The sequence below is a fragment of the Hymenobacter segetis genome, from assembly GCF_054776495.1.
In genome coordinates this window covers 416,563-437,592 of the sequence record NZ_BAAHBV010000002.1, presented here as the reverse complement: position 1 = coordinate 437,592, position 21,030 = coordinate 416,563, and the positions used below count along the sequence as shown (strand labels likewise).

General features: G+C 61.2%; 21 protein-coding genes. 8 read left to right on the top strand and 13 right to left on the bottom strand.

Annotated elements, in window-relative coordinates:
- Nucleotides 1–175: 175 nt before the first annotated feature.
- From ACYU70_RS12460 to ACYU70_RS12440, 5 genes are all read right to left on the bottom strand, one after another.
- Nucleotides 176–1,546, bottom strand: coding sequence for a DUF3570 domain-containing protein (locus tag ACYU70_RS12460; protein WP_342300205.1), 1,371 nt, complete (start codon nt 1,544–1,546; stop codon nt 176–178).
- A 23-nt stretch (nt 1,547–1,569) separates the two neighbouring features.
- Nucleotides 1,570–1,767 carry a DUF4266 domain-containing protein gene (locus ACYU70_RS12455; RefSeq protein ID WP_425293343.1) on the bottom strand — a complete coding sequence of 66 codons (198 nt, stop codon included), beginning with the start codon at nt 1,765–1,767 and terminating at the stop codon, nt 1,570–1,572.
- Between the two features lie 65 nt (nt 1,768–1,832).
- On the bottom strand, nt 1,833–2,837 hold the full coding sequence (locus tag ACYU70_RS12450) for an FAD:protein FMN transferase (RefSeq protein ID WP_342300208.1): 1,005 nt from the start codon (nt 2,835–2,837) through the stop codon (nt 1,833–1,835).
- Nucleotides 2,838–2,952: 115 nt separating this feature from the next.
- Nucleotides 2,953–3,591 (bottom strand): thioredoxin family protein, encoded by a 639-nt coding sequence (locus ACYU70_RS12445; RefSeq protein ID WP_342300209.1) that lies wholly within the window; start codon nt 3,589–3,591, stop codon nt 2,953–2,955.
- Between the two features lie 217 nt (nt 3,592–3,808).
- Nucleotides 3,809–4,222, bottom strand: coding sequence for a hypothetical protein (locus ACYU70_RS12440; protein ID WP_342300210.1), 414 nt, complete (start codon nt 4,220–4,222; stop codon nt 3,809–3,811).
- 162 nt (nt 4,223–4,384) lie between these two features.
- Between ACYU70_RS12440 and ACYU70_RS12435 the strand changes: the two genes are divergently transcribed.
- Both ACYU70_RS12435 and ACYU70_RS12430 read left to right on the top strand, forming a co-directional pair.
- On the top strand, nt 4,385–6,142 hold the full coding sequence (locus ACYU70_RS12435) for a helix-hairpin-helix domain-containing protein (RefSeq protein WP_342300211.1): 1,758 nt from the start codon (nt 4,385–4,387) through the stop codon (nt 6,140–6,142).
- A 1-nt stretch (nt 6,143) separates the two neighbouring features.
- Entirely contained in the window at nt 6,144–7,127 is a 984-nt protein-coding gene (locus ACYU70_RS12430; RefSeq protein WP_342300213.1) for a glycosyltransferase family 9 protein, read from the top strand.
- 1 nt (nt 7,128) lies between these two features.
- Here the strand turns inward: ACYU70_RS12430 and ACYU70_RS12425 are convergent, their stop codons facing one another.
- From ACYU70_RS12425 to ACYU70_RS12415, 3 genes are all read right to left on the bottom strand, one after another.
- The gene (locus ACYU70_RS12425; RefSeq protein WP_342300215.1) at nt 7,129–7,842 is read right to left on the bottom strand and encodes a pirin family protein; all 714 of its coding nucleotides are present in this window, start codon (nt 7,840–7,842) and stop codon (nt 7,129–7,131) included.
- Nucleotides 7,820–8,353, bottom strand: coding sequence for a hypothetical protein (locus ACYU70_RS12420; protein ID WP_342300217.1), 534 nt, complete (start codon nt 8,351–8,353; stop codon nt 7,820–7,822). Before ACYU70_RS12420 ends, ACYU70_RS12425 begins: the two co-directional genes overlap by 23 nt.
- 151 nt (nt 8,354–8,504) lie before the next feature.
- On the bottom strand, nt 8,505–9,236 hold the full coding sequence (locus ACYU70_RS12415; protein WP_342300218.1) for a dioxygenase family protein: 732 nt from the start codon (nt 9,234–9,236) through the stop codon (nt 8,505–8,507).
- Between the two features lie 206 nt (nt 9,237–9,442).
- Here ACYU70_RS12415 and ACYU70_RS12410 point away from each other — a divergent pair, with 206 nt between their 5' ends.
- Nucleotides 9,443–9,715, top strand: a complete 273-nt coding sequence (locus ACYU70_RS12410) for a UBP-type zinc finger domain-containing protein (protein ID WP_342300220.1) — start codon at nt 9,443–9,445, stop codon at nt 9,713–9,715.
- A 212-nt stretch (nt 9,716–9,927) separates the two neighbouring features.
- Here ACYU70_RS12410 and serS read toward each other — a convergent pair whose 3' ends face one another.
- Nucleotides 9,928–11,202: a serine--tRNA ligase gene (gene serS, locus ACYU70_RS12405; protein ID WP_342300222.1), complete on the bottom strand. Its 1,275-nt coding sequence runs from the start codon at nt 11,200–11,202 to the stop codon at nt 9,928–9,930.
- A 450-nt stretch (nt 11,203–11,652) separates the two neighbouring features.
- Between serS and rho the strand changes: the two genes are divergently transcribed.
- Both rho and ACYU70_RS12395 read left to right on the top strand, forming a co-directional pair.
- Complete coding sequence (rho, locus tag ACYU70_RS12400) at nt 11,653–13,896, top strand: transcription termination factor Rho (protein ID WP_342300224.1); 2,244 nt, start codon at nt 11,653–11,655, stop codon at nt 13,894–13,896.
- 355 nt (nt 13,897–14,251) lie between these two features.
- Nucleotides 14,252–14,920, top strand: coding sequence for a DsbA family protein (locus ACYU70_RS12395; protein WP_342300225.1), 669 nt, complete (start codon nt 14,252–14,254; stop codon nt 14,918–14,920).
- A gap of 59 nt (nt 14,921–14,979) precedes the next feature.
- On the opposite strand, the gene ACYU70_RS12390 is transcribed toward ACYU70_RS12395, so the two are convergent.
- The 4 genes from ACYU70_RS12390 to ACYU70_RS12375 form a co-directional block, all read right to left on the bottom strand.
- Nucleotides 14,980–15,636 (bottom strand): hypothetical protein, encoded by a 657-nt coding sequence (locus tag ACYU70_RS12390; RefSeq protein ID WP_342300226.1) that lies wholly within the window; start codon nt 15,634–15,636, stop codon nt 14,980–14,982.
- Nucleotides 15,637–15,716: 80 nt separating this feature from the next.
- A complete protein-coding gene (locus tag ACYU70_RS12385) occupies nt 15,717–16,589 on the bottom strand; it encodes a UbiA family prenyltransferase (RefSeq protein WP_460615998.1) in 873 nt (290 codons plus the stop codon).
- Between the two features lie 80 nt (nt 16,590–16,669).
- A complete protein-coding gene (locus ACYU70_RS12380) occupies nt 16,670–17,485 on the bottom strand; it encodes a class I SAM-dependent methyltransferase (RefSeq protein WP_342300128.1) in 816 nt (271 codons plus the stop codon).
- 68 nt (nt 17,486–17,553) lie between these two features.
- Nucleotides 17,554–18,033 carry a hypothetical protein gene (locus ACYU70_RS12375; RefSeq protein ID WP_342300127.1) on the bottom strand — a complete coding sequence of 160 codons (480 nt, stop codon included), beginning with the start codon at nt 18,031–18,033 and terminating at the stop codon, nt 17,554–17,556.
- 439 nt (nt 18,034–18,472) lie between these two features.
- Here ACYU70_RS12375 and ACYU70_RS12370 point away from each other — a divergent pair, with 439 nt between their 5' ends.
- The 3 genes from ACYU70_RS12370 (at nt 18,473) to ACYU70_RS12360 (ending at nt 20,985) form a co-directional block, all read left to right on the top strand.
- Nucleotides 18,473–19,153, top strand: a complete 681-nt coding sequence (locus tag ACYU70_RS12370) for a hypothetical protein (RefSeq protein WP_342300126.1) — start codon at nt 18,473–18,475, stop codon at nt 19,151–19,153.
- Nucleotides 19,154–19,167: 14 nt separating this feature from the next.
- On the top strand, nt 19,168–19,461 hold the full coding sequence (locus ACYU70_RS12365; RefSeq protein WP_342300124.1) for a winged helix-turn-helix domain-containing protein: 294 nt from the start codon (nt 19,168–19,170) through the stop codon (nt 19,459–19,461).
- A gap of 69 nt (nt 19,462–19,530) precedes the next feature.
- Nucleotides 19,531–20,985: a B12-binding domain-containing radical SAM protein gene (locus tag ACYU70_RS12360; protein WP_342300123.1), complete on the top strand. Its 1,455-nt coding sequence runs from the start codon at nt 19,531–19,533 to the stop codon at nt 20,983–20,985.
- The last annotated feature ends 45 nt before the right edge of the window (nt 20,986–21,030 follow it).

Genomic DNA, 21,030 nt, shown 5'->3' with positions numbered 1-21,030 from the left:
GAGTAACTGAGTAACTGAGTAAGTAAGTAAGTAAGTAAGTAAGTAAGTAAGTAAGTAAGTAAGTAAGTAAGTAAAGGGTGGCGACACGCAAACGGCCGGCACTGGCATTGATGCCGGCCGGCCGTTGGTTTACACACCACAAAGAAAATAAAGCCGGGCGCAAATGCCCCGGTTTTTAGAGCGCGAAGCCCAAATCGAAGCTGATGATGTTGGCCTTGAGGTCGGCCCGGTTGGCGGCGGTGTAGATGGTGGAGCCGGTTTGCTGGTAGTTGGCGTAGCGCAAATCCAGTGATTTGAAGCGCATGACGCGGGGCAAGCCCTGCGCGTTTTTGCCCGGCACGTGGAAACGGCCGATGCCGTACACCGGCGAGTAGCGCAGCCCCAGGCCGATTTTGTTGGCCGAGAAAGCCGACAGGTCGTAATCGGAGGTATAATACGTGTCGCTGATGGAGTGCTCCATAAAGGGCGCGAAGTATTTGGCGGCCGTCTGGGTATGGTAGCGGTAGAAGGGATACAAGACGAAAAACGGCGTCACCTTCACCGGCAGCTCCACTTCAAACGTGTGGGCCGTGATACCGAAATTGTCATTATAGAAGCGGTAGAAGCCGCGAATCTGGACCAGGTCAGAAGCATAGTAGTTCAGCCGCAGGCTCACCGGGTACTTGAAGCGGGCGCGGGGTAGGTTCTCGATTCGGGCCGCCGTGGCCACACGGGGCGCGAAATTGTCGCCCACGCTGGTTGGAGCAGGGTTCAGAATCGTGTTGTCCCGGAAATACACCCGATGAAACGGCGTGCTCAGCAAGCCATTCTGCGACACCAGTTCGGTACTAATAGCCGCCTGTAAACGCTTGGTGAGTACCTGCGAATAGGTGGCCGTGAAATTGTAAGTCTGGCGAGTATCGGAGCCATAATTCTTTTCGCCCCGGTTGGTGGTAGCGCCGGTCGAATACCCTTCCCGCAGCTCCAACGGCTGAATCAGCGTCACGCGGTCGAAAAACACTTGCCCGGCCAGGCTCAGCTGGCGGTTGCCATCCTGCGAGGTTTTGGCGAAGGAGCCGGCCAGGTTGAACGAGAGGTAGTCATATTCTTTCGACACGCCCGTGCCCACACCCCAGATGGTGCCCTTGGCCTTCTGCTCGCGGCTGTAGCCAAAATCGCCGTGGTAGCGCACATCGTGCGCCGATGGCGTGCTCAGCGCAAAGTCGATGCGGTCGGTCGAAGCTGAGGCGTAGAAATCAGCCCCCACGTTCACCGTCAGCCGGCTAACGGTATCCAGCGGCACGTTTACGATGATGGCCGGGGGCACGTCGGTGAGCTGCTGGGTGCCGCGGCCGCCTTCCACCGCGCCGTGGCTGCCGTCCTGCTGGTAGTAGCCGCCGATGATGTCGATGGTGGTTTCGTCGGCCGCGCGGCTCACCGGCACCGAGGGGCTCACGGGCGCGCCGTAGCCGTCGATGCGGTTCGGGTTTTGCGTGGTGCCGGTTTGGGCCAGGGCCGGGGTGGCCAAGGCACTCAGGGCGAGCAGCGGGAATAGGAGATTTTTCAAGAAGTCGGGCTGATACAGAGTGATTAATTGCAGCCGCAGCCGCCGCCTACTTTGCCGCCATTAGCCCCGCCGGCCCCTTCGCGGTAGCTTTCGAAGTTGGTTTCGGGCGTTTCCACGGTTTTGCTGGCCAGCTTCATGTCCTCGTCGTTGAGGTACACTTTCTGGTAGGCTTTCACCGATACGCAGCTGGGCAGCGCTGCCCCCAGGGGCAGCAGCAACAGCCCCAGCGCCAGCCGGGGGTGCGCAGATAGAGAGATTTTTTTCACAATCATTAAGTTACGAAAAATCAGGGGCGGGCGGCCGGAGTCGCGCCGTGGTAGTAGTTCAACGTCATGCCCCGGGAGGCCAACGTGCGATTATCGTCGGTTATCAGCGTGCAATCAACGCCCTTCAGGCTGTTGATGAAAGCCAAACCGGCGGTTGGGCCTTTCACGAAGACGACTTCGTCCAATCCATCGGCCAGTTCCACGTCGGGGCAGAGGATGGTGACCGAGCGCAGACCGATGGACGGGTAGCCGGTGTGCGGGTTGATGATGTGGCCGTACACCTGCTTGCCCACCGTGAAATACTGCTCGTAGTTGCCAGCCGTGACCACGGCCATATCCGTCACATCGACCCAGGCGGCCACGCTGTTGGGGTGGTCGGGGTCGCCGATGGCCACGCGCCAGAGCGAGCCGTCGGCCTGTCGGCCCCAGCAGTAAATGTCGCCCGAGCCATTCATCAGCCCGCCTTTGATGCCCATTTTGTCGAGCACCTGCTTGGCCCGGCGCAGGCCGTAGCCCTGCAGAATACCCGCCAGATTGATGCGCATGCCCTTTTCAGGCAGAAAAACCGTGTGCTTCGCGGCATCCATCTGGATTTTCTGCCAGCCAATGCGCCGCACCGAAGCCCGGATGGCCGCCGAATCGGGCAGGGCGGGGTGGGCCTGCCGGTCGAACTTGTACAGCTTATCGGCGCTGGCGAAGGTGATATCGAACGCGCCGCCGCTGAGGCGCGACAGGTTCAACGTGCGGGTAATCAGGTCAAACGTTTCGGGCGACACGGCCACCGGCCGCACGCCCGCCGCCCGGTTAATGCGCACCACTTCGGATGTGGAATCCCAGAACGACATCAGCCGGTCAATGCGCTTCACTTCACCCAATCCCGCCCGCAGTGCCCGCTGCCCGGCCGAATCATCGTCGGCCACCACCGTAAAAGTAAAGTGCGAGCCCATGAGGTGGGCACTGCGCGTGAAGGTGTGGCGCTGGGCCGAAACCGTTTGGGCGCTGCCCGTCCATGCCGAAAAAAGCATAGCCAGCAGCGCCCAAACGGCGATTCCAGGTTTTAAATTCGTGTGCATACTACTGGCAAAGTCCGAAGGGCCGGCATTGGTTCGGGGCCAGCCGGCCCTTCAGCGGCAATATTTCCTACAGCGTGGGCACCACCTTTTTCAGGTAAGCCTCGAAAGCGGCCGGGCCGCCGGCGATGTAGCCGGTTTTGGCCAGCACCTTGCCATCAGGCGCGATGACGACGGCCAGCGGGAAGTCGCCTTCCTTATTGAGCTGCGCGGCGGCCGCTTCGTTCAGCTTGAGCTGGGCGGCGGTGGGCTGGTTCTTTTTCATGCGCGGAAAATCGAAGTGGGCCAGCACCAGCTTGTCCTTGGCATAGGCCGTAAACTCAGGCTTGGCAAAAACTTCCTGCTCGTACATGATGCAGGGCTTACACCAGTCGGAACCCGAAAAAACGGCCAGAATGGGCCGGTTGGTGGCTTTGGCCTGGGCCTGGGCCGCGCCGAGGTCAGAAATCCATTCAGCGGGCAGTTCGGGCTTCACCACCTGCGGGGCCGACACGCCGGGCGATTTCGGGGTGGGCTCCATGGGCACGGCGGCGGCGGCTACCTCTTTGGGCTCGCTTACGGGGGGCTTGGGCACAGCGCTGGTTTTGGTTTTAACCTTGCTGGTTTTCGTTTTAACAGTGGTTTTCTGGGCGTGGGCCGGGGCCAGGCTAACGAGGGCCAGGCCAAGGGCGAAGGCCCGCACGGGGCTGAAAGAAGGGACGAAGGACATGATGATAAGCACGTAAAAGGTGAAAGACTGCGAAAAATGCCGCCCAAACGCTGCTGGTTTCTACGATGGCAGGAGTCAGAGGTTGAAATACGGAGCCGGGGGCGTTTTGCTTGCCGCGTTATGCCAAAACTCCTGCCAGGAAATGAATATGCCGTGAAATGCCGGTGCCCCTAGCACCAGCCAAGCGCTGAAAGGGCTGATTTAGTGTGCAAATGCCTTATTTCACTCGCCGCAGTTTCAATACTTTATTATTCAGCGACAGAATTTCAAGCGTGTAGTTGGGTTCGTGGCCGTCGGTGAGGTGGATGATGAGGCGGGTAGTGCCGTCGGCGGTCCAGGTGCCGGGGTGGCCGGCCAGCCCGTCGGTGGGCGCGATATCGAACTGCTCGAACCGGCCGAAGGACTTGATGGCGAAGCCCGTGCGGCCCCGTGTCGGCGGGAATTTGTAGGTGTTGGGGCGGTACACCAGCGTATCGCCCCGGTTTTCTTCGTGCGAGGCCAACCAGGTGCCTTCCAGCTGCTTCATGGAAGTAGGGGAGGAGGTGACGACGGCCGGCTTGTGCCGCTCGCAGGCGGCCAGCAACAGGAGCGGGGCCAGCAACAGCCGGCCCGAAAAAGTCGGTTTGAACATGGCAATGGGGCCGTCTGAGCGAGATGGTTCGCGCTCCCGGCCCGGCAACCAAGGTACTGCCTGCTTGCGTGGCATGGCCGCATTGAGGTGGTTGGCCGCCCGCTGCCGTACCACGTAAGCCCCAGGATAAACTACCTTCGTGCCCCTAAAAGCCCCTTCCCCGTGGATAACCGCGCCCTGACCCGTGCCTTCAAGCTGGCCGCCCAGCTCATGGAGCTGCACGACGAAAATCCGTTCAAAATCCGCGCCATCGAAGGCACGGCCAACGCCCTTGATGCCCTGAGCTTTCCGGTTTCGGAAATAGAGCGCTCCGGCCTGCCCGACCGCACCGGCTTGAGCAAAACCGCCGCCGCCAAAGTGGCCGAGCTACTCGATACCGGCACCTTCTCCGACCTGCAGCGCCTACTGGAAGTGACGCCGCCCGGCGTAGTCGAAATGCTGGGCATCAAAGGCATTGGCCCGAAGAAAATCCGCAGCCTGTGGCGCGAGCTGGGCATCGAAACCATCGAGCAGCTGCGCGAAGCCGCCGAAACCGACCAGGTGAGCAAGCTCAAAGGTTTCGGCAAAAAGACCCAGGACAGCATCCTCGAAGCCCTGGAATTCGCGGGGCAGAGCAAGGGCAAGCTCCTCTACCCGCAGGCCGAAAAGTTGGGCAATGAGCTGGCCCAGCTACTGCGCGACGGCTTGAAAACCGAACAGGTAGCCGTGGCTGGCGAAATCCGCCGCCGCCTCGAAACCGTGGAAACCGTGAGCCTCGTGGCCGCTGCCGAGAAGCTGACCAAAGCGCACGAGCTGCTGAACACCACGGCCGGCCTCACGCCCGACCCGCGCCGCTCGGGGCCGTTTGCCTGGCGCGGCACGGCTACCGAATCAGGGGTGCAAATCGAAGTGCTGCTGGTGAAGCCCGAGGATTTTACGACCGAAGTTTTCCTGAATTCCGCCGCTGAAGCACATTTGAGCGAACCCATCCCGCAGCCCACCAACCCGCAAATCCACAACTCCACCTTGCGCCAGTGGGCGCGGCGCGAGAAGTTTCAGCAGGAAGACGCGCTCTACGAGAAAGCCGGCCTGCAATTCATCGTGCCCGAGCTGCGCGAAGGCCTAGGCGAAATTCCCCTAGCCGCTGAGAAAAAGCTGCCCCGCCTGCTCGAAGACGGCGACCTGCGCGGCTCCCTGCACAACCACAGCACCTGGTCCGACGGCAATCACAGCATCCGCGAAATGGCCACTTGGCTGCGTGACCACAACTACGAGTACCTCGGCCTCTGCGACCACAGCCAGGCCGCCCATTACGCCAACGGCCTGAGCGTGGAGCGCGTGCGCCAGCAGCACCAGGAAATCGACCAGCTGAATGCCGAGTTGGCCCCGTTCCGCATTTTCAAAGGCATCGAAAGCGACATTCTGGGCGACGGCTCTCTCGACTATCCCAACGACGTGCTGGCCAGTTTCGATTTCATCGTGGCCAGCGTCCATTCCAACCTGAAAATGGACGAGGCCCGGGCGACCAACCGCCTGCTACGCGCCATCGAAAACCCCTACACGACCATGCTGGGCCACCCCACCGGCCGCCTGCTGCTGCGCCGCCAGGGCTACCCCATCAACTACAAAGCCGTTATCGATGCCTGCGCCCAGCACCAAGTCATCATCGAAATCAACGCCAACCCCTGGCGCCTCGACCTGGACTGGCGCTGGGTGCGCTACGCCCTCGACCAAGGCGTAATGCTCAGCATCAACCCCGACGCCCACCACACCAACGGCTACGAAGACATGCGCTACGGCGTGCTGATGGGCCGCAAAGGCCATTTGACGAAGGAAATGACGTTCAACGCCAAGTCGGTGGAGGAAGTGGCAGCCTATTTCGAAGCCCGCAAAGCCGCCATAAAGCCGCCGCTGGAATACAAGAAGTCGTTGTTTGAGTAGTGTGAAAATCCTCGTTCTCCGCTTTTCTTCCATCGGCGACATCGTCCTCACCACGCCCGTGGTGCGAGCGCTGGCGCAGCAGATACCGGGCGCGGAGGTGCATTTTGCCACCAAGCCCGGCTACCGCAGCCTGCTCGAGCCCAACCCCTACATCACCAAAGTGCACTGCCTCAACGGCAGCCTAGGCGAGTTGGTGGAAGCGCTGAAAGCCGAACGGTTCGACTACATCGTCGACCTGCACAACAACCTGCGCACCCGGCTCATCAAGCTGCGGCTGGGCGTGAAATCCAGCAGCTTCGACAAGCTGAACTGGCAGAAGTGGCTGCTGGTCAATTTTAAGATTGATAAGCTGCCGCGTGTGCACATCGTACAGCGCTACCTAGCCGCCGCCGCACCGCTGGGAGTTAAAGACGACGGCCGGGGCCTCGATTACTTCATCCCCGCTGGCCAGGAAGTAGACCTAGCCACGCTCCCCGCCGATTTCGCCAGCGGCTACGTGGCCGTGGCCATTGGCGCGCAGCACGCCACCAAGCGCCTGCCATTGGAGAAACTGGTGGAGCTGTGCCACAAACTGGCCCCGCGCCCCATCATGCTCCTCGGCGGCCCGGAAGATGCCGCCGTGGCGGAGGCGCTGATAGCAGCCGTAAGCCAGGAAAACCCAATAATCCACCAAGGCTGCGGGCGCTACTCACTGCACCAATCAGCCTCGCTGCTGCGGCAGGCCGATTTTGTGGTGAGCCACGATACCGGTCTGATGCACATTGCAGCCGCTTTCGGCAAGGAGATTTTCAGCGTGTGGGGCAATACCGTGCCCGCCTTCGGCATGTACCCGTACTGCACCGAATTCAAGGTGCTGGAAGTGCAGGGGCTAAGTTGCCGACCGTGCTCCAAAATCGGGTTTGCCAAGTGCCCGCAAGGCCATTTCAAGTGCATGCGCGAGCAAACGCTGAATCTGGAATTGCCCCCGGCCCGCGATGGGCGCTAGCTCAGGCTGCCCGCGGGGCCATCTCCAGCACGAGAATCAGGGCATCGTTGCTCAGGGCTTCGAGCTCGATTTCAGCCACGTTCCACAAGGCCAGGCCGTCTTTTTCGTGCATCAGGCGGCTTTCGACTTCGAAAGCCCCAGCTAGAGCAAATACAAATACGGTATTAGCTGGGTTTTCTAGTTGATAAATAGCTTCCTGACGGCCCGCAAAACGACCCAGGCTCACGGTAAACGGTAGCGGATTGGCCGTCGCTGGCAGTAACCGCGTCAGCTGGTTATGAATGGCTTCGCTGTTGAAACTGCCGCGCTGCTCGCTGCTGTTGGCCACTGGCGCATCGGCCAGCAGCCAGAGGTACAGCAAGCTCACTAACTCGGTATTATAGGGGTTGCGCACGCGGAGCGTGCTGCCGGCGGGCAGCGTCAGCACGGTAGTTTCTTCCACGCTCACGGTGGTTTCAGACTGCCCAAAACTGCCCAGCGCCACGGCCCCCGTGATGGGGATAACGACAACGTGCGAGGCTTCCACCACCGTGAAATCCAGCGCGTGGCCGCCAGCCAGCGTTTCCTCATTCAGGCCGTACAAACGGCCAAACGGCCCCTTGTGCGGGTGCGCCCACGGCCCGAAGCTGAACGTGCTGTAACGCCGGAACCGGTCCGATTCGGCCAGCCCCCGCTCATCGGCCAGAAAGATTTTACCCGGCGTTTGCGCTATCATCGGAAGCGGGCGTGAGGATGGAATAAATGCTGAGAAACGGCTGAAGCGGCACCAGATGCGTCAGGATTTCGTCAGCATCACTTGCCGCCGAAGCCTCTGATACTACCAGAAATGCCCCCACGGTATCGTGCCAGCGCAGCGGCTCCGACACAAAATTGACCGCAATCTGATGTTTGCTCTTATCCTGCAAATCAGAGTTAATCAGCTCGAACTGAAACCGCTTGAACCGCAGAAACTGCCGCCCTAGGTTGTCGGTAATGTCGGGCATCCGCTCATTCAGTTGCTGCACATAGCCCGTCACGGCCCCGCTCACCAGAAAATGCAGGCGCTCAGCCCCCGGCATGAAATGTAGGATTTCGCCAAACGAGCGGTACTGCTGTCCGGGGTTGAAATTCTGCGCCTGCAGCCGGAACTCGGCGTAGCTGTCGTTCCATACCAGCTGGTCCCAGGAGCGGGTAGCGGTGGCATCAATGATTTTGCGGTAGCAAAGCGTGATGAGGCGGTCGGGCATGGGTAGGGGAGGACGGGCCGCGAAAGATAAAAAACGCCGTCATGCTGAGCGCAGTCGAAGCATCTCTACCGCGAAGAGTAATTCAATCGTGTCAACGAAGCGGTAGAGATGCTTCGACTGCGCTCAGCATGACCGTTCAGAACTTCTGATTCTACGCCGGCACGCCCATCGAAAACGCCAGCTGGAACCCCGCCGCCGTGCTGCCCGTTACAGTAGCCAGCTCCTGCGCCACGCCGTCGCTGAACACGTTGTCAGTGGCATTGGAAGTGTAGCCGCTCAGGCCCTTGGCGTAGCCGTTCACGGCGGCCACGGCCGTGCCGGTCCCTTCGGGGAAGGCAATCTGCGTGACTTTCAGCGAAGTGCCGGTGGCCGAATACACATGCACATGAATGTGCGTGGCGCGGCCCGAATACCAGCCCGGAAAAATGCTCGTGAACTTCACCTGCCCGTTGGCGTCCGTCACCTGCCGGCCGCGCAGGAAGTGCACCGACTGATAGTTGGTGGCCTGCATGCCCGAGCCGCCGTATTCCGAATAGTTGCCCTCGGCATCACAGTGCCAGATATCAACCAGCGCGCCCACCAAAGCGGCGCAGCTGCTGTTGCTATTGGTCAGATTGATACTGATATCCACCTGGTAGCCCGTTTTGCCGTCGCGGATATCGCTGCGCACATACGACGACGGCACTTTGGTGGGGAATGGCCCTTCGGTTTCGGTGGGGGCCACGGCGCAGCTGCCCGAGCCGGTGCCCGTGGTGCCGGTAGTACCCGTCGTGCCGGTGCTGGTAGAAGTAGGCGTCACCGTGTCCTTGCTGCAAGCCGACAGCAGCACGGGTACCGATGCAGTGCCCATCAGGAGGCTTTTTAAAAAGTGTTTTCTTTCCATGACGATAGGGACTAGGCGGTTAAGGAATCCGTTGGCTGATTGATTACCCAAAACTGCCCCCTAACATTCCCGCCGCTGCTACCGAATCGCCGGTTTCGGCCAGCGGCTCGACGGTTTCGCCATCCGGCTCGCAAAAAGAATTGCTATATTTCATGAGCCGGGCAATTCCGGCCGGTCAGTTGTCTTCCTCCAAACCCGCCCCCGTCATGCCCGAAACCGAACCCTGCCAGCACCTCACGGCCCTCACCAGCCTCAAAAATGCCCCCGAATACGCTTGCCCCGAGTGCGTGGCCCTTGGCGATACGTGGGTGCACCTGCGCGTATGCCAGCAGTGCGGCCACGTCGGCTGCTGCGACTCTTCCCGAAACAAGCACGCTACCAAACACTTCCACGCCAGTCAGCACCCAGTCGTGTCATCGGCCGAGCCCGGTGAACGGTGGCTCTGGTGCTATCTGGATGAGGAGATGGCGGATTATTAGGAGTCGTCGGTGAGTGGCCTGCCCGTCTGTCATTGCGCGTGTAACGAAACGCGGCAATCCGTCCTCTCGATGTGACCAACTCTGAGATGTGATAAAGCCCTTTTACCAGAAAGCCCCAATACTGCGAAGTATCGGGGCTTTCTGGTAAAAGGTCGTTTCTGGTATTTACAGGACGGATTGCCGCGTTTCGTTACACGCGCAATGACAGGCGACTACCCGATTTTCTCAAACCCGCAGTAGCTGTGCAGCACTGCTGGCAGATTAATGCCCTCCGCCGTCTGGTTGTTCTCCAGCAGCGCGGCCACGATGCGTGGCAACGCCAGCGCCGAGCCGTTCAGCGTATGCAGCAGTTGGGTTTTGCCGCCGTCGGCCCGGTATCGGCACTTGAGACGGTTGGCTTGGTACGTCTCAAAGTTTGAGGCCGAGCTCACTTCCAGCCAGCGGCCCTGGGCGGCGCTCCACACCTCCAAATCAAACGTCAGGGCGCTGGTGAAGCCCATGTCGCCGCCGCAGAGGCGCAGCACGCGGTAGGGCAGTTCCAGTTTTTGCAGCAAGCCTTCGATGTGGGCCACCATGGTATCAAGGGCGGCGTAGCTGTGTTCGGGCCCCGTGATTTGCACAATTTCCACCTTATCAAACTGGTGCAGGCGGTTGAGGCCACGCACATCGGCCCCCCACGAGCCGGCCTCGCGGCGGAAGCAGGGCGTGTGGCCGGTGATGCGAACGGGCAGCTTCTCAACCGGAATAATCTCGTCGCGGTAGATGTTGGTCAGCGGTACCTCGGCCGTAGGGATGAGGTAGAGGTCGTCCTTGGCATCGTGGTACATCTGGCCCTCCTTATCGGGGAGCTGGCCGGTACCGTAGCCGCTGGCCTCATTCACTAGAATGGGCGGCTGCATCTCGGTGTAGCCGGCGTTGCGGGCCTCATCCAAGAAGAAGTTGATGAGCGCGCGCTGCAGGCGGGCCCCTTGGCCTTTATAAACAGGGAAGCCTGCGCCGGTGATTTTCACCCCCAGCTCGAAGTCGATGATGTCATACTTCTTAATCAAATCCCAGTGCGGCACGGCGTCGGGTCCGAGTTCGGGCTTGGTCCCGTGCTCGCGCACGATTTCATTATCGGCGGCGGCGCGGCCTTCGGGCACGCTGGCGTGGGGCAGGTTGGGCAGCTTATACAGAAGCTGCTGTTGCTCTTTTTCCACCTGGGCCAGCTCGGCGGCGGCGCTCTGGGTATGCTGCTTGAGTTCGGCGGTGCGGGCCTTCAGTGTTTCGGCCCCGGCTTTGTCGCCGGACTTCATGAGGCCGCCGATTTGGCGGGCCAGCTCGTTGGCTTCGGCCTGAGCCGAGTCGTGGCTGGTCTGGAGCTGGCGGCGGCGCTGGTCGAGGTCGAGGATGGCGGCCACGTCGGCGGGGCCGGTGGCGTAGCGTTTTTTGGCAAGGCCGGCCAGCACAAGGTCGGTCTGGTCGCGGAGAACGGAAAGTTGCAGCATGAGGCAGGTTGGGGTAAGCCGGGCAAAGGTCGTAAGTAAAAACCGACCTCACCACCGCCTTGGCTACGAAAGCCTTGGCGCGGCACGCAACTTATTTTGCCGCGCCCCGTGTTCCCACGCCATCCGCAAGGCATCCGATTTGGCAGTTTGTCCGTAATGCGCTAACATTGCGGGAGCAACCGGCCGCCTTGGTCGGGCCCGCGGGCCGTAGTGCCCGTCGTTGGTCCGCCTGTTTGCTGAATTTCCAGCGGCCCATTCTGCACCTCATTTTCCTGCGTATTCATCTCGCGCCGTGCGCCGCTCACTAGTAGCTCGTTCGGACCCCGCGAATTAATATTTCCCGCGGCCCCGCCGCCGTGCCGTAGCTGGCTTTTTTGCGCCCCCAGTGGGCCGAAGCGGGCCGCCAGCCCCCAGTGCTTTACAGCCAGATGTTCCCCCCTTATCCCCATTATGCACACCATTAACGAGTTGAAGGACCGGCTGCTGTCCGACCTCAAGGAAATTGCCGAAAAGCTAAACGTCGGCAACTTTAAACGGCTCAGCAAGCAGGATTTGATTTACAAAATCCTTGACCAGCAGGCCCTCACCCCCAGCGCGGCCGAAATTGCTGCCGCCCCGGCCGCTGCTGCGCCGGTAGCAGCCATTCCGGCCACTGTCGCGCCCGCCGCCAACTCTGCCCGGCCTGCCCGCACCGCTACCCGCCGTGCCGCGCCTAGCACGGCCGAACAGCCTTTTTCCGATGTCGCGCCGCCCGCCGCCAAAGCTCAAAACGGCCGTCCAGCCCGCGAGCCGCGCCGCGAAGCCGCCGTTTCAGTGGCTGAAGAGCCTGCTTCGGTAGTTGCTGCCGCGCCGGCTCCCACGGTTGAAATATTGGATTCTATTGAGGGCCTAGCCTTGGTGGCACCTTTCGAAGCTACCGGTGCTACGTTGGCCCAGGCTCCAGCCACTGCCGCTGAAGCGGCGGCCGACACCGACGCCCAGAATACTGCCGCCACTGCCCCCCGCACTGACCGCCCCCGCCGGGAGCGCGTCGACCGCGCCGGCCGGCCCATCACCGAGCAGCGTGCCGCCGAAATGGCCGCCGAAAAAGCTGCTAATGAAGCCGCCGCTGCTGCCGCGCCCGCTGCCGAACCCAATACCGATACCCGTGAGGGCAACTCCAACGGTCGCCGCGATTTCGGTGGCAGCGGCTTTGGCGACCGCCGCGAAAACCGCGCCGACCGTTTCGAGCGCGACAACCGCGAAGTGCGCGATAACCGCCAAGACCAGCAGCGCGCACCCCGCCAAGACCAGCAGCCCCGCGAAAACCGCGATAATCAGCAGCCCCGCAGCGACCAGCCCCGGCAGGAGCGTGAGCCCCGCCAGGACCAGCCGCGCAACGACCAGCCCCGCGGCGAAGGCAATAATAACAACCGCAACCTGACCCGCGAGGAGCGCTACGCCCAGCGCGACCTGCAACGCCAGCAGCGCCAGCAAAATCCCGACGGCTCGCCCCGCACCGACCAGCCCCAGGGCCAGAACCAAGGCCAAAACCAGAACCAAAACCAGCAGAACCAGCGTCCACAGCGTCAGGAGCTGGATTTGGTGGTGCCCGGTGGCGGCACGTTTGAGCTGATGCCCGACGGTGGCTACGGCTTCCTGCGCTCGCCTTACTACAACTACCTCAGCTCGCCCGACGACGTGTACGTGTCGCCGCAGCAGGTGAAGCAGTTTGCCATGAAGGCTGGCGATACGGTGGTGGCCACCATCCGGCCGCCGCGCGAGGGCGAGAAATACTTCGCTCTGGTGGGCGTGGAAAGCATGAACGGCCGCACCGTGGAAGAAGTCCGCGACCGGGTGCCGTTCAGCCACCTCACCCCGCTTTTTGCCGACCACCGCATGAAGCTGACCACCAAGCCCAGCCAAATCAGCACCCGCGTGCTCGATTTGTTTGCGCCCATCGGTAAAGGCCAGCGTGGCCTCATCGTGGCCCAGCCCAAAACCGGTAAAACGGTGCTGCTCCAGGAAATCGCCAACGCCATTGCCGAGAATCATCCCGAAGTCTACCTCATGGTGCTGCTCATCGACGAGCGTCCCGAGGAAGTGACCGACATGGCCCGCACCGTGAAGGCCGAAGTGCTCAGCTCGACCTTCGACGAAACGGCCGACCGCCACGTAAAAATTGCCGAAATGGCGTTGGATAAAGCGCGTCGCCTCGTAGAGTGTGGCCACGACGTGGTGATTCTGCTCGACTCCATCACCCGCCTCGCCCGGGCTTACAACACGGTGCAGCCTAGCTCGTCGCGCATCCTCTCGGGTGGTATCGATGCTGGGGCGCTGCAAAAGCCCAAGCGTTTCTTCGGCGCGGCCCGCAACGTGGAAGGCGGCGGTTCGCTCACCATCATCGCCACTGCCCTCATCGAAACCGGCTCCAAAATGGACGAGGTTATCTTTGAGGAATTCAAGGGCACCGGCAATATGGAACTGCAGCTGGACCGCAAGCTGGCCAACAAGCGCGTGTTCCCGGCCATCGACATCCCGGCTTCCGGCACCCGCCGCGAAGACCTGCTGATGAGCAAGGACGAGCTGAACCGCGTGTGGGTGCTCCGCAAGTTTATGTCGGACATGACGGCCACCGAGGCCATGGAATTCCTCAAGGACCGCATCAAAGGCACCAAGGACAACGAAGAATTCCTGCTGGCCATGAACGGCTAGTAAGCCTGATTACCAAATTAAAAAAGGCCCGTTGCAGCAATGCAACGGGCCTTTTTTAATGGATTTAGATTTTGGCTGATTAATTGAATTATTCAATTTATTGAAATAATTCAATTGTGTAAATTGAGCCCGAAAAAGCCCGCTGCATTGCTGCAACGGGCTGTCGGTAGAATAATAATCGTCAATAATAATAAATGGACGTATAAAAATTATCCACTTGAATAACGCTAGGTATCACGGAGCAAACTATGGGTTGAAGGAATAAATTCATCATTGTTGAAAATAAGTTTCGCCCACTTCACATAAGCCGCCGGGCGAGCAATAGGGCGCTATTTTTGGCAGAAAAAAAGCGCGTATGAATCCTGACCCCATCGTTCAGCTGCCCGAATTGCTCTATGTTCACGACCCGCTGTGCGGCTGGTGCTACGGCATGAGCCCGGTTATCAATCAGGTGCAGCGCGAGTTTGCAGGGCGCGTCGACGTGTCGGTACTGTGCGGCGGCATGGTGCGTGACGACGATGCCGGCCCGATTTCTGAAAGCTGGGACTACATCCGCCAGTCCTTAGTGCAGGTGGAAGACGTGACCGGCGTGGAATTCGGCGAGCCGTTCAAGGCACTGGGCGAAGCCGGGACTTACTACTACGACTCGGAGCCGCCGAGCCGGGCCATCGTAGCGTTTCGGCACCTGACGCAGGACCCGGCCCGCGCCGTAGCCTTCGCCCACGACGTGCAAACGGCCTTTTTTCGGGATGGCCAGGATTTAAATGCTGCCGCTACTTATGTGCCGCTGCTGGTCCCGTTCGGGGTGGATGAGGCGGAATTCCTGCGCCGTTTTGCCGCGCCGGAAACGGCCACGGCTGCCCGGCAGGAGTTTGCGGCGGTGGCCCGCATTGGCGTACAGGGCTTTCCCACGGCGGTGGTCCGGATAGGGGAGCAGGGCTACGTACTGGCCCGGGGCTACCAGCCGTTTGAGCAGATGCGGGCGGGGCTGGAGCAGCTGTTGCTGCAGGAATCGGGCAGTTAGAACGACTGATGTTCTGGTGTCCCGAATTAAATAATTCGGGGTACTCGTGCCATGTGGCGTTAGCGCACCCGCACGCTCTGCTTTTTTATGGGCGACCAGGCAATCTGGCGGCGGTCTTCCTTACCTTTCAGGTATTCGAAGCCGATGGCGTCGGGCCGTTTTTGCAGGTCGTTCCAGGTCGCGCGGTCGAGGTTTTCGATGCCGCCCGGGAACGTGGCTTTGGCCGCCACGGCCGGCGTGTGAAACTGCGCCGGCAGGAAAAACCGGTCGATGCGGCGAAGCACGAAGGTTTCGCGCTCGGCGCGGGTGGCGGTGGGGCCTTTCATCTCATACACGAGGGCGGCTTCGAGGTCGGGCTCGGTCAGCATTTCGCGGAAAATAACCTGGCCCTCGGGGTCGGTGATGGTAAATTCGCCGGTGCCTTCGAGGATGGACGGGCCGCGAAATATGAGCTGGAATTTGTCGGCCGGGCCTTTGGGACGGCTGAAATTGTGCGCTATGCGCGACACGCGCAGCGTATCGCGCACGGCCGAAACGGCTTTGGTGTGGGCGGTGTCGGGGGCGGGCAGGGCGCTATTGGTAGCTGTTGGCGCGGTGGTGCTGTCCGGCCCCTGACGGTCATCCATCTGGGAAACCGAGCCTTCATTTACAGCCGAAGGAGTAGAGTTGCAGGCGGCCAGCAGCGGCAGTAACAGGAAGAGGCGGGTGGTACGCATGATAGTAGCCATTGAAGTGAAATACCTTGTTGATACGCGGCGAGGGGCCGCCTGAGTTACCGCCGTCACACGGCCGGCGCTCAGCGCCAGAGCAGCATGGCGATAAAGGCTGCACTTAAGCACAACGACGAAACTTGGTTCATCTGCATGGTGTGCTCGAAATCGGCGGCGCGTTCGTCGTGCCACACGGCCCAGGCCCAGCGGCTGAACAGCGCCACCACGGGTCCGGTAGCTACCAGAAAAATCAGCAGCGGGCGGATTTCCTGGCGCAGCCAGTAGGCCAGCCCCAGCGCCGCCGCACCCGCCAGCAGCCCGATAGCCGCAAAGATGAACGTGCCCCGGATGCCCAGTCGTAGGCTCAGGGTGCGGTCGCCGCGCCGGGCATCTTCTTCGTGTTGATATACTTGCGTGAGCGGGTAAGAGCCGCACAAAAACAGCGTGCTGACCAACGCCAGCAGCAAATTGGTCTTTTCAAAAAGCTGCTCCGGCGCGGCCCCTACGCCCACCTGCGTCATCAACAGCGTGAACGCGCCTTGGAAAACCACCACCACCAGCGTGCTCAGCAGCGGGTATTTCTTCAGCCGAATTCCCTCATAGCTGTAGGCTTTCGATATCAGCAAATACGCTATTACCAGCGCAGCAAATGGCAGCGAGAGTAGCGCCGCCCCCGCCACGGCCAGCGCATCAAACAGCCAAACTAAATGCAGCAACTCCTGCGTGACCTTGGGCGGCGCTTTCAGCCCGCCGATGCTGCCTTCGTCCTTATCGTAGTAGGAGTTGTAGCCGTTGGAGGCGGGGTAAGCCAGCAGGTGCAGCACCACAAATACACCCACGGCCCGCCACCCGCTCCAAGGTCCGCGCAAGGCGCTCAGCCCAAACCAGAATACGGGCATGAGGTAAACGGAAAACGGGATGCGCAGCAGCGGCAGCGCCTTTTTGTAAGCAGTAAGCAATGGTCTAAATCGATTAGGCAAGGCCAACGGAGCCGGCGGTCACAAAGGTGGGCAAAAGCTGCAATAGAAACAGCTGCGGCTTAGGTTTCGTGGGTTTTTGCCGGTTGCGCAGCCTCAACTGGCCAACCGATGAGGTATGTAACCTGCGGTCCCCACCAGTGCCGCTTTTTGCCCACCTGCCAGGCAAATGCACCCGCTGGGTCGGCGGCATGGGCCAGGGCCAGCAGTTCCCCCGTTGAGTACATGCGCAGCAGCGACACCGACCCATCCCAAATGGTGCAGAGTGGAATGAGGGGAATGAGATAAGTGAAGACCAGCCGACTGAGCCGGAATGGACGGAAAAACGGCGTGAGTAGCAGCTGCGCCACGGGCAGCACCGTGAGGGCCAGCAGCAGCTCGGCCCAGTGCTTGCCCGCGCCCTCAAACACGCCGATGCCGGTGCCGGCCCGCACGGCATCGCGCAGCATGGCCGTAGCCGCGTCGGGCGGGAAGTGGTGAAAGGCCGAGAAGATGGTGCGGAAACCTGCCAGCTGTGCGGGCACGGCCAGGGCATCTACCGATGACGGCTCGTAACCGATGTTGCCGTTGGTGCGGCGGGCGATATCGGCCCAGGCAGCGGGCTGGGGGTAGAGGTCGGTGAGGGTGATGGTGGTGGGCTGGCCCAGGGCGTGCAGGGCGGCCAGCACGGTTTCGGTGCCGCCGCCGGCTCCGGCACCTAGCTCCAGCACGCGGGTTTGGGCGGTGCGGGCGAGGCCCTCGGCCAGCAGCGGCGCAATGGGCCGGTAGGTACCCAGCGCCGAAATCATGAACCGCAGGTAGTCCATCATCCCGGCCCGAATGGTGGCCGGGAACCAGGGCAAATCCTCAAATTCGAACAACCGTAAGCGAAGGCGCATGGCCCGATGATACGCACCAGCGCCGGGCTTGGGCGAAATAAGCCGCAGAAGCACCGGAATACCGGAGCCTAATTCGCCATGCCAGCTAATTTGATGGCCACGCGCCGGGTGATGCGGGCGGGTTTGAACAGCCAAACCAACGACCGTTTCGGGGTGGGCCGGGGGCGGTAAACCCACATCACGGCCAGCACCGCTGTTACCAAGTATGGCTGCGATATGCTCAACAGGCTGCCGACCGGGCCAATGGGCAGTAAATTTATTATCAGGTAGTTGCTGGCAAAAAAGCCCAGCAGCACCACGGCCAGCGCTGTAAGCCGGCAGCGCCAGGCGGTGCAATGGTGCTGCGCCAGGGCAAACAAGGGAATAGCCAGCGGCACCGCCCCCAGCGACAGCCCAGCCGCCACCAGCCCGATAATCAATGGCACCATGGCATCAGCGGGAGAATCGCGGCAAAAATCCAATGTCAGCCAGGCGGTGCCGCCCAGGTTGGTCAAAAACCAGATGGCAAGGGTATGGGTCGTGGCCGTGGTTTGCGAAGAAGTTGGCATAGCATAAATAAGTGAGGATGGGGCATCGTCGCCCGATTGCGCTATTGCTGGCTGCGGCGGCACAATCAAGGAAACTTTGCCGAGCTACGAAGCCTTGTAAATGAGTGGTTTGCGATGAGGTTAAGTATATTTTTGGGAAAATTTACTCCCAAATCGATACTGTAAGCCGGCCTGAAAAATGACCCGATAGCCAGCTGATTTTTAGGGGATTCGGGTTGGGATTGTTGGGCTGAAATTTCAGTTTATCCGCAAGCCGTCCCGGTTTGAGACAGGGGCAGAAATGAGTAGTGGCCAACACCAGCAGCGTGATAGTCCAGGCATCGCGCTACGGTTCCACGGGTTGGCAGATGCTTTCACGGGTGAAATAAAAAAGTGGGCTGGGTGATGCAACATATCAATTCTTTTTATCAACTTTGCATCACAAAGCACTTCGATAATTATGAAGCCCGCCGCTGCTCCCGACCCGCTTGCCCAACTCACCGAAATCCGCGCCATCATGGAGCGCAGCTCGCGCTTTTTGTCGCTTTCCGGCCTGAGCGGGGTAGGGGCGGGTGTGGTGGCGCTGCTGGGCGCAGCCGCCGGCCATTTCTACCTGCAAAACCAATACCCCAGCGAGTACGGCCCAACCGGCTACTCGCACTTGGTGGCCAGCACCGCGCCGGAGCGGCAGGCGGCGCTGCCGTTTCTGTTGCTGCTGGCGGGCGGCGTGATTGCGGCGGCGCTGCTGGTGGCGTTTTTCTTCACCCAGCGCCGCACCCGCCGCAGCGGCCAGACGCTGTGGAGCGGCCCGGCGCGCCGCGTGGCCGTGGCCCTGGCGGTGCCGCTGGTGGCGGGCGGGCTGTTCTGCCTGCGGCTGTACCTGGGCGGCGATGCGGGCATGGTGGTGCCGGGCCTACTGGTGTTCTACGGCCTGGCGCTGCTCAATGCCAGCAAGTACACGCTGGACGAAATCCGTTGGCTGGGGCTCACCCAAATTGTGCTGGGGCTGCTGGCCATGCTGCAACCCGGCTGGGGCCTGCTTTACTTTGCGCTCGGCTTTGGCTTGGGCCACATCGGCTACGGCCTGCTGATGTATAACCGCTACGAGCGGCCGGGCGCGGCCGGCGCAGCGGCCCAATAACCTGTAGTATCCCGGTGAAGCACCTCATTCATACCCTCAACAAGGCTTTTGACCACCGCGTGCGGCTGGGCGTGATGGCCGTGCTGCTGGCCAACGAATCGGTGAGCTTCAACGACCTAAAAGAAGTTCTTGACCTAACCGATGGCAACCTCGCCAGCCACGTCGCCGCCCTCGAAAAGGCCGAATATGTGCTGGTGAGCAAGCAATTTGTGGGCAAAAAGCCCAACACGACCTACACGGCCACTGCCGCCGGCAAGGCCGCGTTTCAGCAGCACCTAGCCACGCTGGAGAAGCTGCTGCGGCCCTGATTTTTTGAAAAAGAAGCCATCGAGGCTCTTTTTTTTGCATTTATACTTTGTAATTCAAAGTTCTTTAACATGCGCGTAAAACTCATCCTGCCCGCCCTTACGGAAGCCACCAACCCCTATTGGCGGCCGATAAAGTATTCCCTGTTTCCGCCGCTGGGGCTGGCCACGCTGGCGGCCTACCTGCCAGCCCACTGGGAAGCGGACTTGCAGGATGAGCACGTGGAAGCGTTGCGGCTGGACGATGCGCCCGACCTAGTCATCATCCAGGTGTACATCACCAACGCCTACCGCGCCTATGCGCTGGCCGACCACTACCGCGCCCGTGGAGCCTATGTGTGCCTGGGTGGCCTGCACGTAACCAGCCTGCCCGATGAGGCCGTGCCCCACGCCGACAGCATTTTTCTGGGGCCGGGCGAGGAAATATTTCCGGAGTTTCTGCGGGACTGGCAGGCGGGGCGGGCCCGGTCGCGCTACGTGTCGGGGGCGGGGCGCACGCTGGCGGGCATTCCGCCCATCCGCCGCGACCTGATTAAGCGGGAGCGCTACCTCGTGCCCAATTCCATTGTGGTGACGCGGGGCTGCCCGCACCACTGCGATTTCTGCTACAAGGACGCTTTTTTTCAGGGTGGCAAGGGCTTCTACACCCAGACCGTAGACGATGCCCTGGCCGAAATCGACCGCCTGCCGGGCCGCCACCTCTACTTCCTCGACGACCATTTGCTGGGCCATACGCGCTTCGCCACGGGGCTGTTTGAGGGAATGCGCGGCATGGGGCGGCTGTTTCAGGGGGCGGCCACGGTGGACAGCATTCTGCGCGATAATGGCCTGCTGGAGAAGGCCGCGCAGGCGGGCTTGCGCAGCCTGTTTGTGGGATTTGAAACGCTGAGCCCGGTAAATCTGAAGGCCAGCAACAAGCCCCAGAACCTGGGCCGCGATTACGCGGCGGCCATCCGGCGGCTGCACGATTTGGGCATCATGGTGAACGGCAGCTTCGTGTTCGGGCTCGATGATGACCGGCCCGACGTGTTCCAACGCACCGTGGACTGGGCCGTGGGCCAGGGCATTACCACGGCCACCTTTCACATTGCCACGCCCTATCCAGGCACGGCGCTTTTCCAGCGCATGGAGGCCGAAAACCGCCTGCTGCACCGCCGCTGGAACGAGTACGACACCCGCACCGTGGTGTGCCGCCCCGGCCCGCATCTCACCGCCCACCAGCTAAAAGACGGCTACGACCAGGCCTACCGCGACTTCTATTCCTGGGCCAACATCACCAAAGCCAGCCTGGTGCACGACACGCTGCGCCACCAGCTCAAGCACTTCGCCTACGCCGGCGGCTGGAAAAAATTCGAGCCCCTCTGGAATTTCCTCATCAAGTCGCGCCACCTCGACGCGATGCGCCCGCTGCTCGAAGCCATTCTGAGCAAGGTGCGGAAGGGTTCTGACCCCACTGCTCCGTCGGGGGCATCTCTGGAGCCGGCTGATTCGGCCACTTTTCTGCCGCTGCCCGTGCTGCCGCACTAGGCCGCGCTACCGCCGGTCAGTTACAGACTTTTTCTACTCATTCAC

Excerpts from the sequence above, each read along its gene's own strand:
- ACYU70_RS12450 (WP_342300208.1), bottom strand. The coding sequence starts at position 2,837 with ATGCTTTTTTCGGCATGGACGGGCAGCGCCCAAACGGTTTCGGCCCAG.
- ACYU70_RS12445 (WP_342300209.1), bottom strand. The coding sequence starts at position 3,591 with ATGTCCTTCGTCCCTTCTTTCAGCCCCGTGCGGGCCTTCGCCCTTGGC.
- ACYU70_RS12440 (WP_342300210.1), bottom strand. The coding sequence starts at position 4,222 with ATGTTCAAACCGACTTTTTCGGGCCGGCTGTTGCTGGCCCCGCTCCTG.
- ACYU70_RS12425 (WP_342300215.1), bottom strand. The coding sequence starts at position 7,842 with ATGATAGCGCAAACGCCGGGTAAAATCTTTCTGGCCGATGAGCGGGGG.
- ACYU70_RS12420 (WP_342300217.1), bottom strand. The coding sequence starts at position 8,353 with ATGCCCGACCGCCTCATCACGCTTTGCTACCGCAAAATCATTGATGCC.
- ACYU70_RS12415 (WP_342300218.1), bottom strand. The coding sequence starts at position 9,236 with ATGGAAAGAAAACACTTTTTAAAAAGCCTCCTGATGGGCACTGCATCG.
- ACYU70_RS12410 (WP_342300220.1), top strand. The coding sequence starts at position 9,443 with ATGCCCGAAACCGAACCCTGCCAGCACCTCACGGCCCTCACCAGCCTC.
- serS (WP_342300222.1), bottom strand. The coding sequence starts at position 11,202 with ATGCTGCAACTTTCCGTTCTCCGCGACCAGACCGACCTTGTGCTGGCC.
- rho (WP_342300224.1), top strand. The coding sequence starts at position 11,653 with ATGCACACCATTAACGAGTTGAAGGACCGGCTGCTGTCCGACCTCAAG.
- ACYU70_RS12395 (WP_342300225.1), top strand. The coding sequence starts at position 14,252 with ATGAATCCTGACCCCATCGTTCAGCTGCCCGAATTGCTCTATGTTCAC.
- ACYU70_RS12390 (WP_342300226.1), bottom strand. The coding sequence starts at position 15,636 with ATGCGTACCACCCGCCTCTTCCTGTTACTGCCGCTGCTGGCCGCCTGC.
- ACYU70_RS12380 (WP_342300128.1), bottom strand. The coding sequence starts at position 17,485 with ATGCGCCTTCGCTTACGGTTGTTCGAATTTGAGGATTTGCCCTGGTTC.
- ACYU70_RS12375 (WP_342300127.1), bottom strand. The coding sequence starts at position 18,033 with ATGCCAACTTCTTCGCAAACCACGGCCACGACCCATACCCTTGCCATC.
- ACYU70_RS12370 (WP_342300126.1), top strand. The coding sequence starts at position 18,473 with ATGAAGCCCGCCGCTGCTCCCGACCCGCTTGCCCAACTCACCGAAATC.
- ACYU70_RS12360 (WP_342300123.1), top strand. The coding sequence starts at position 19,531 with ATGCGCGTAAAACTCATCCTGCCCGCCCTTACGGAAGCCACCAACCCC.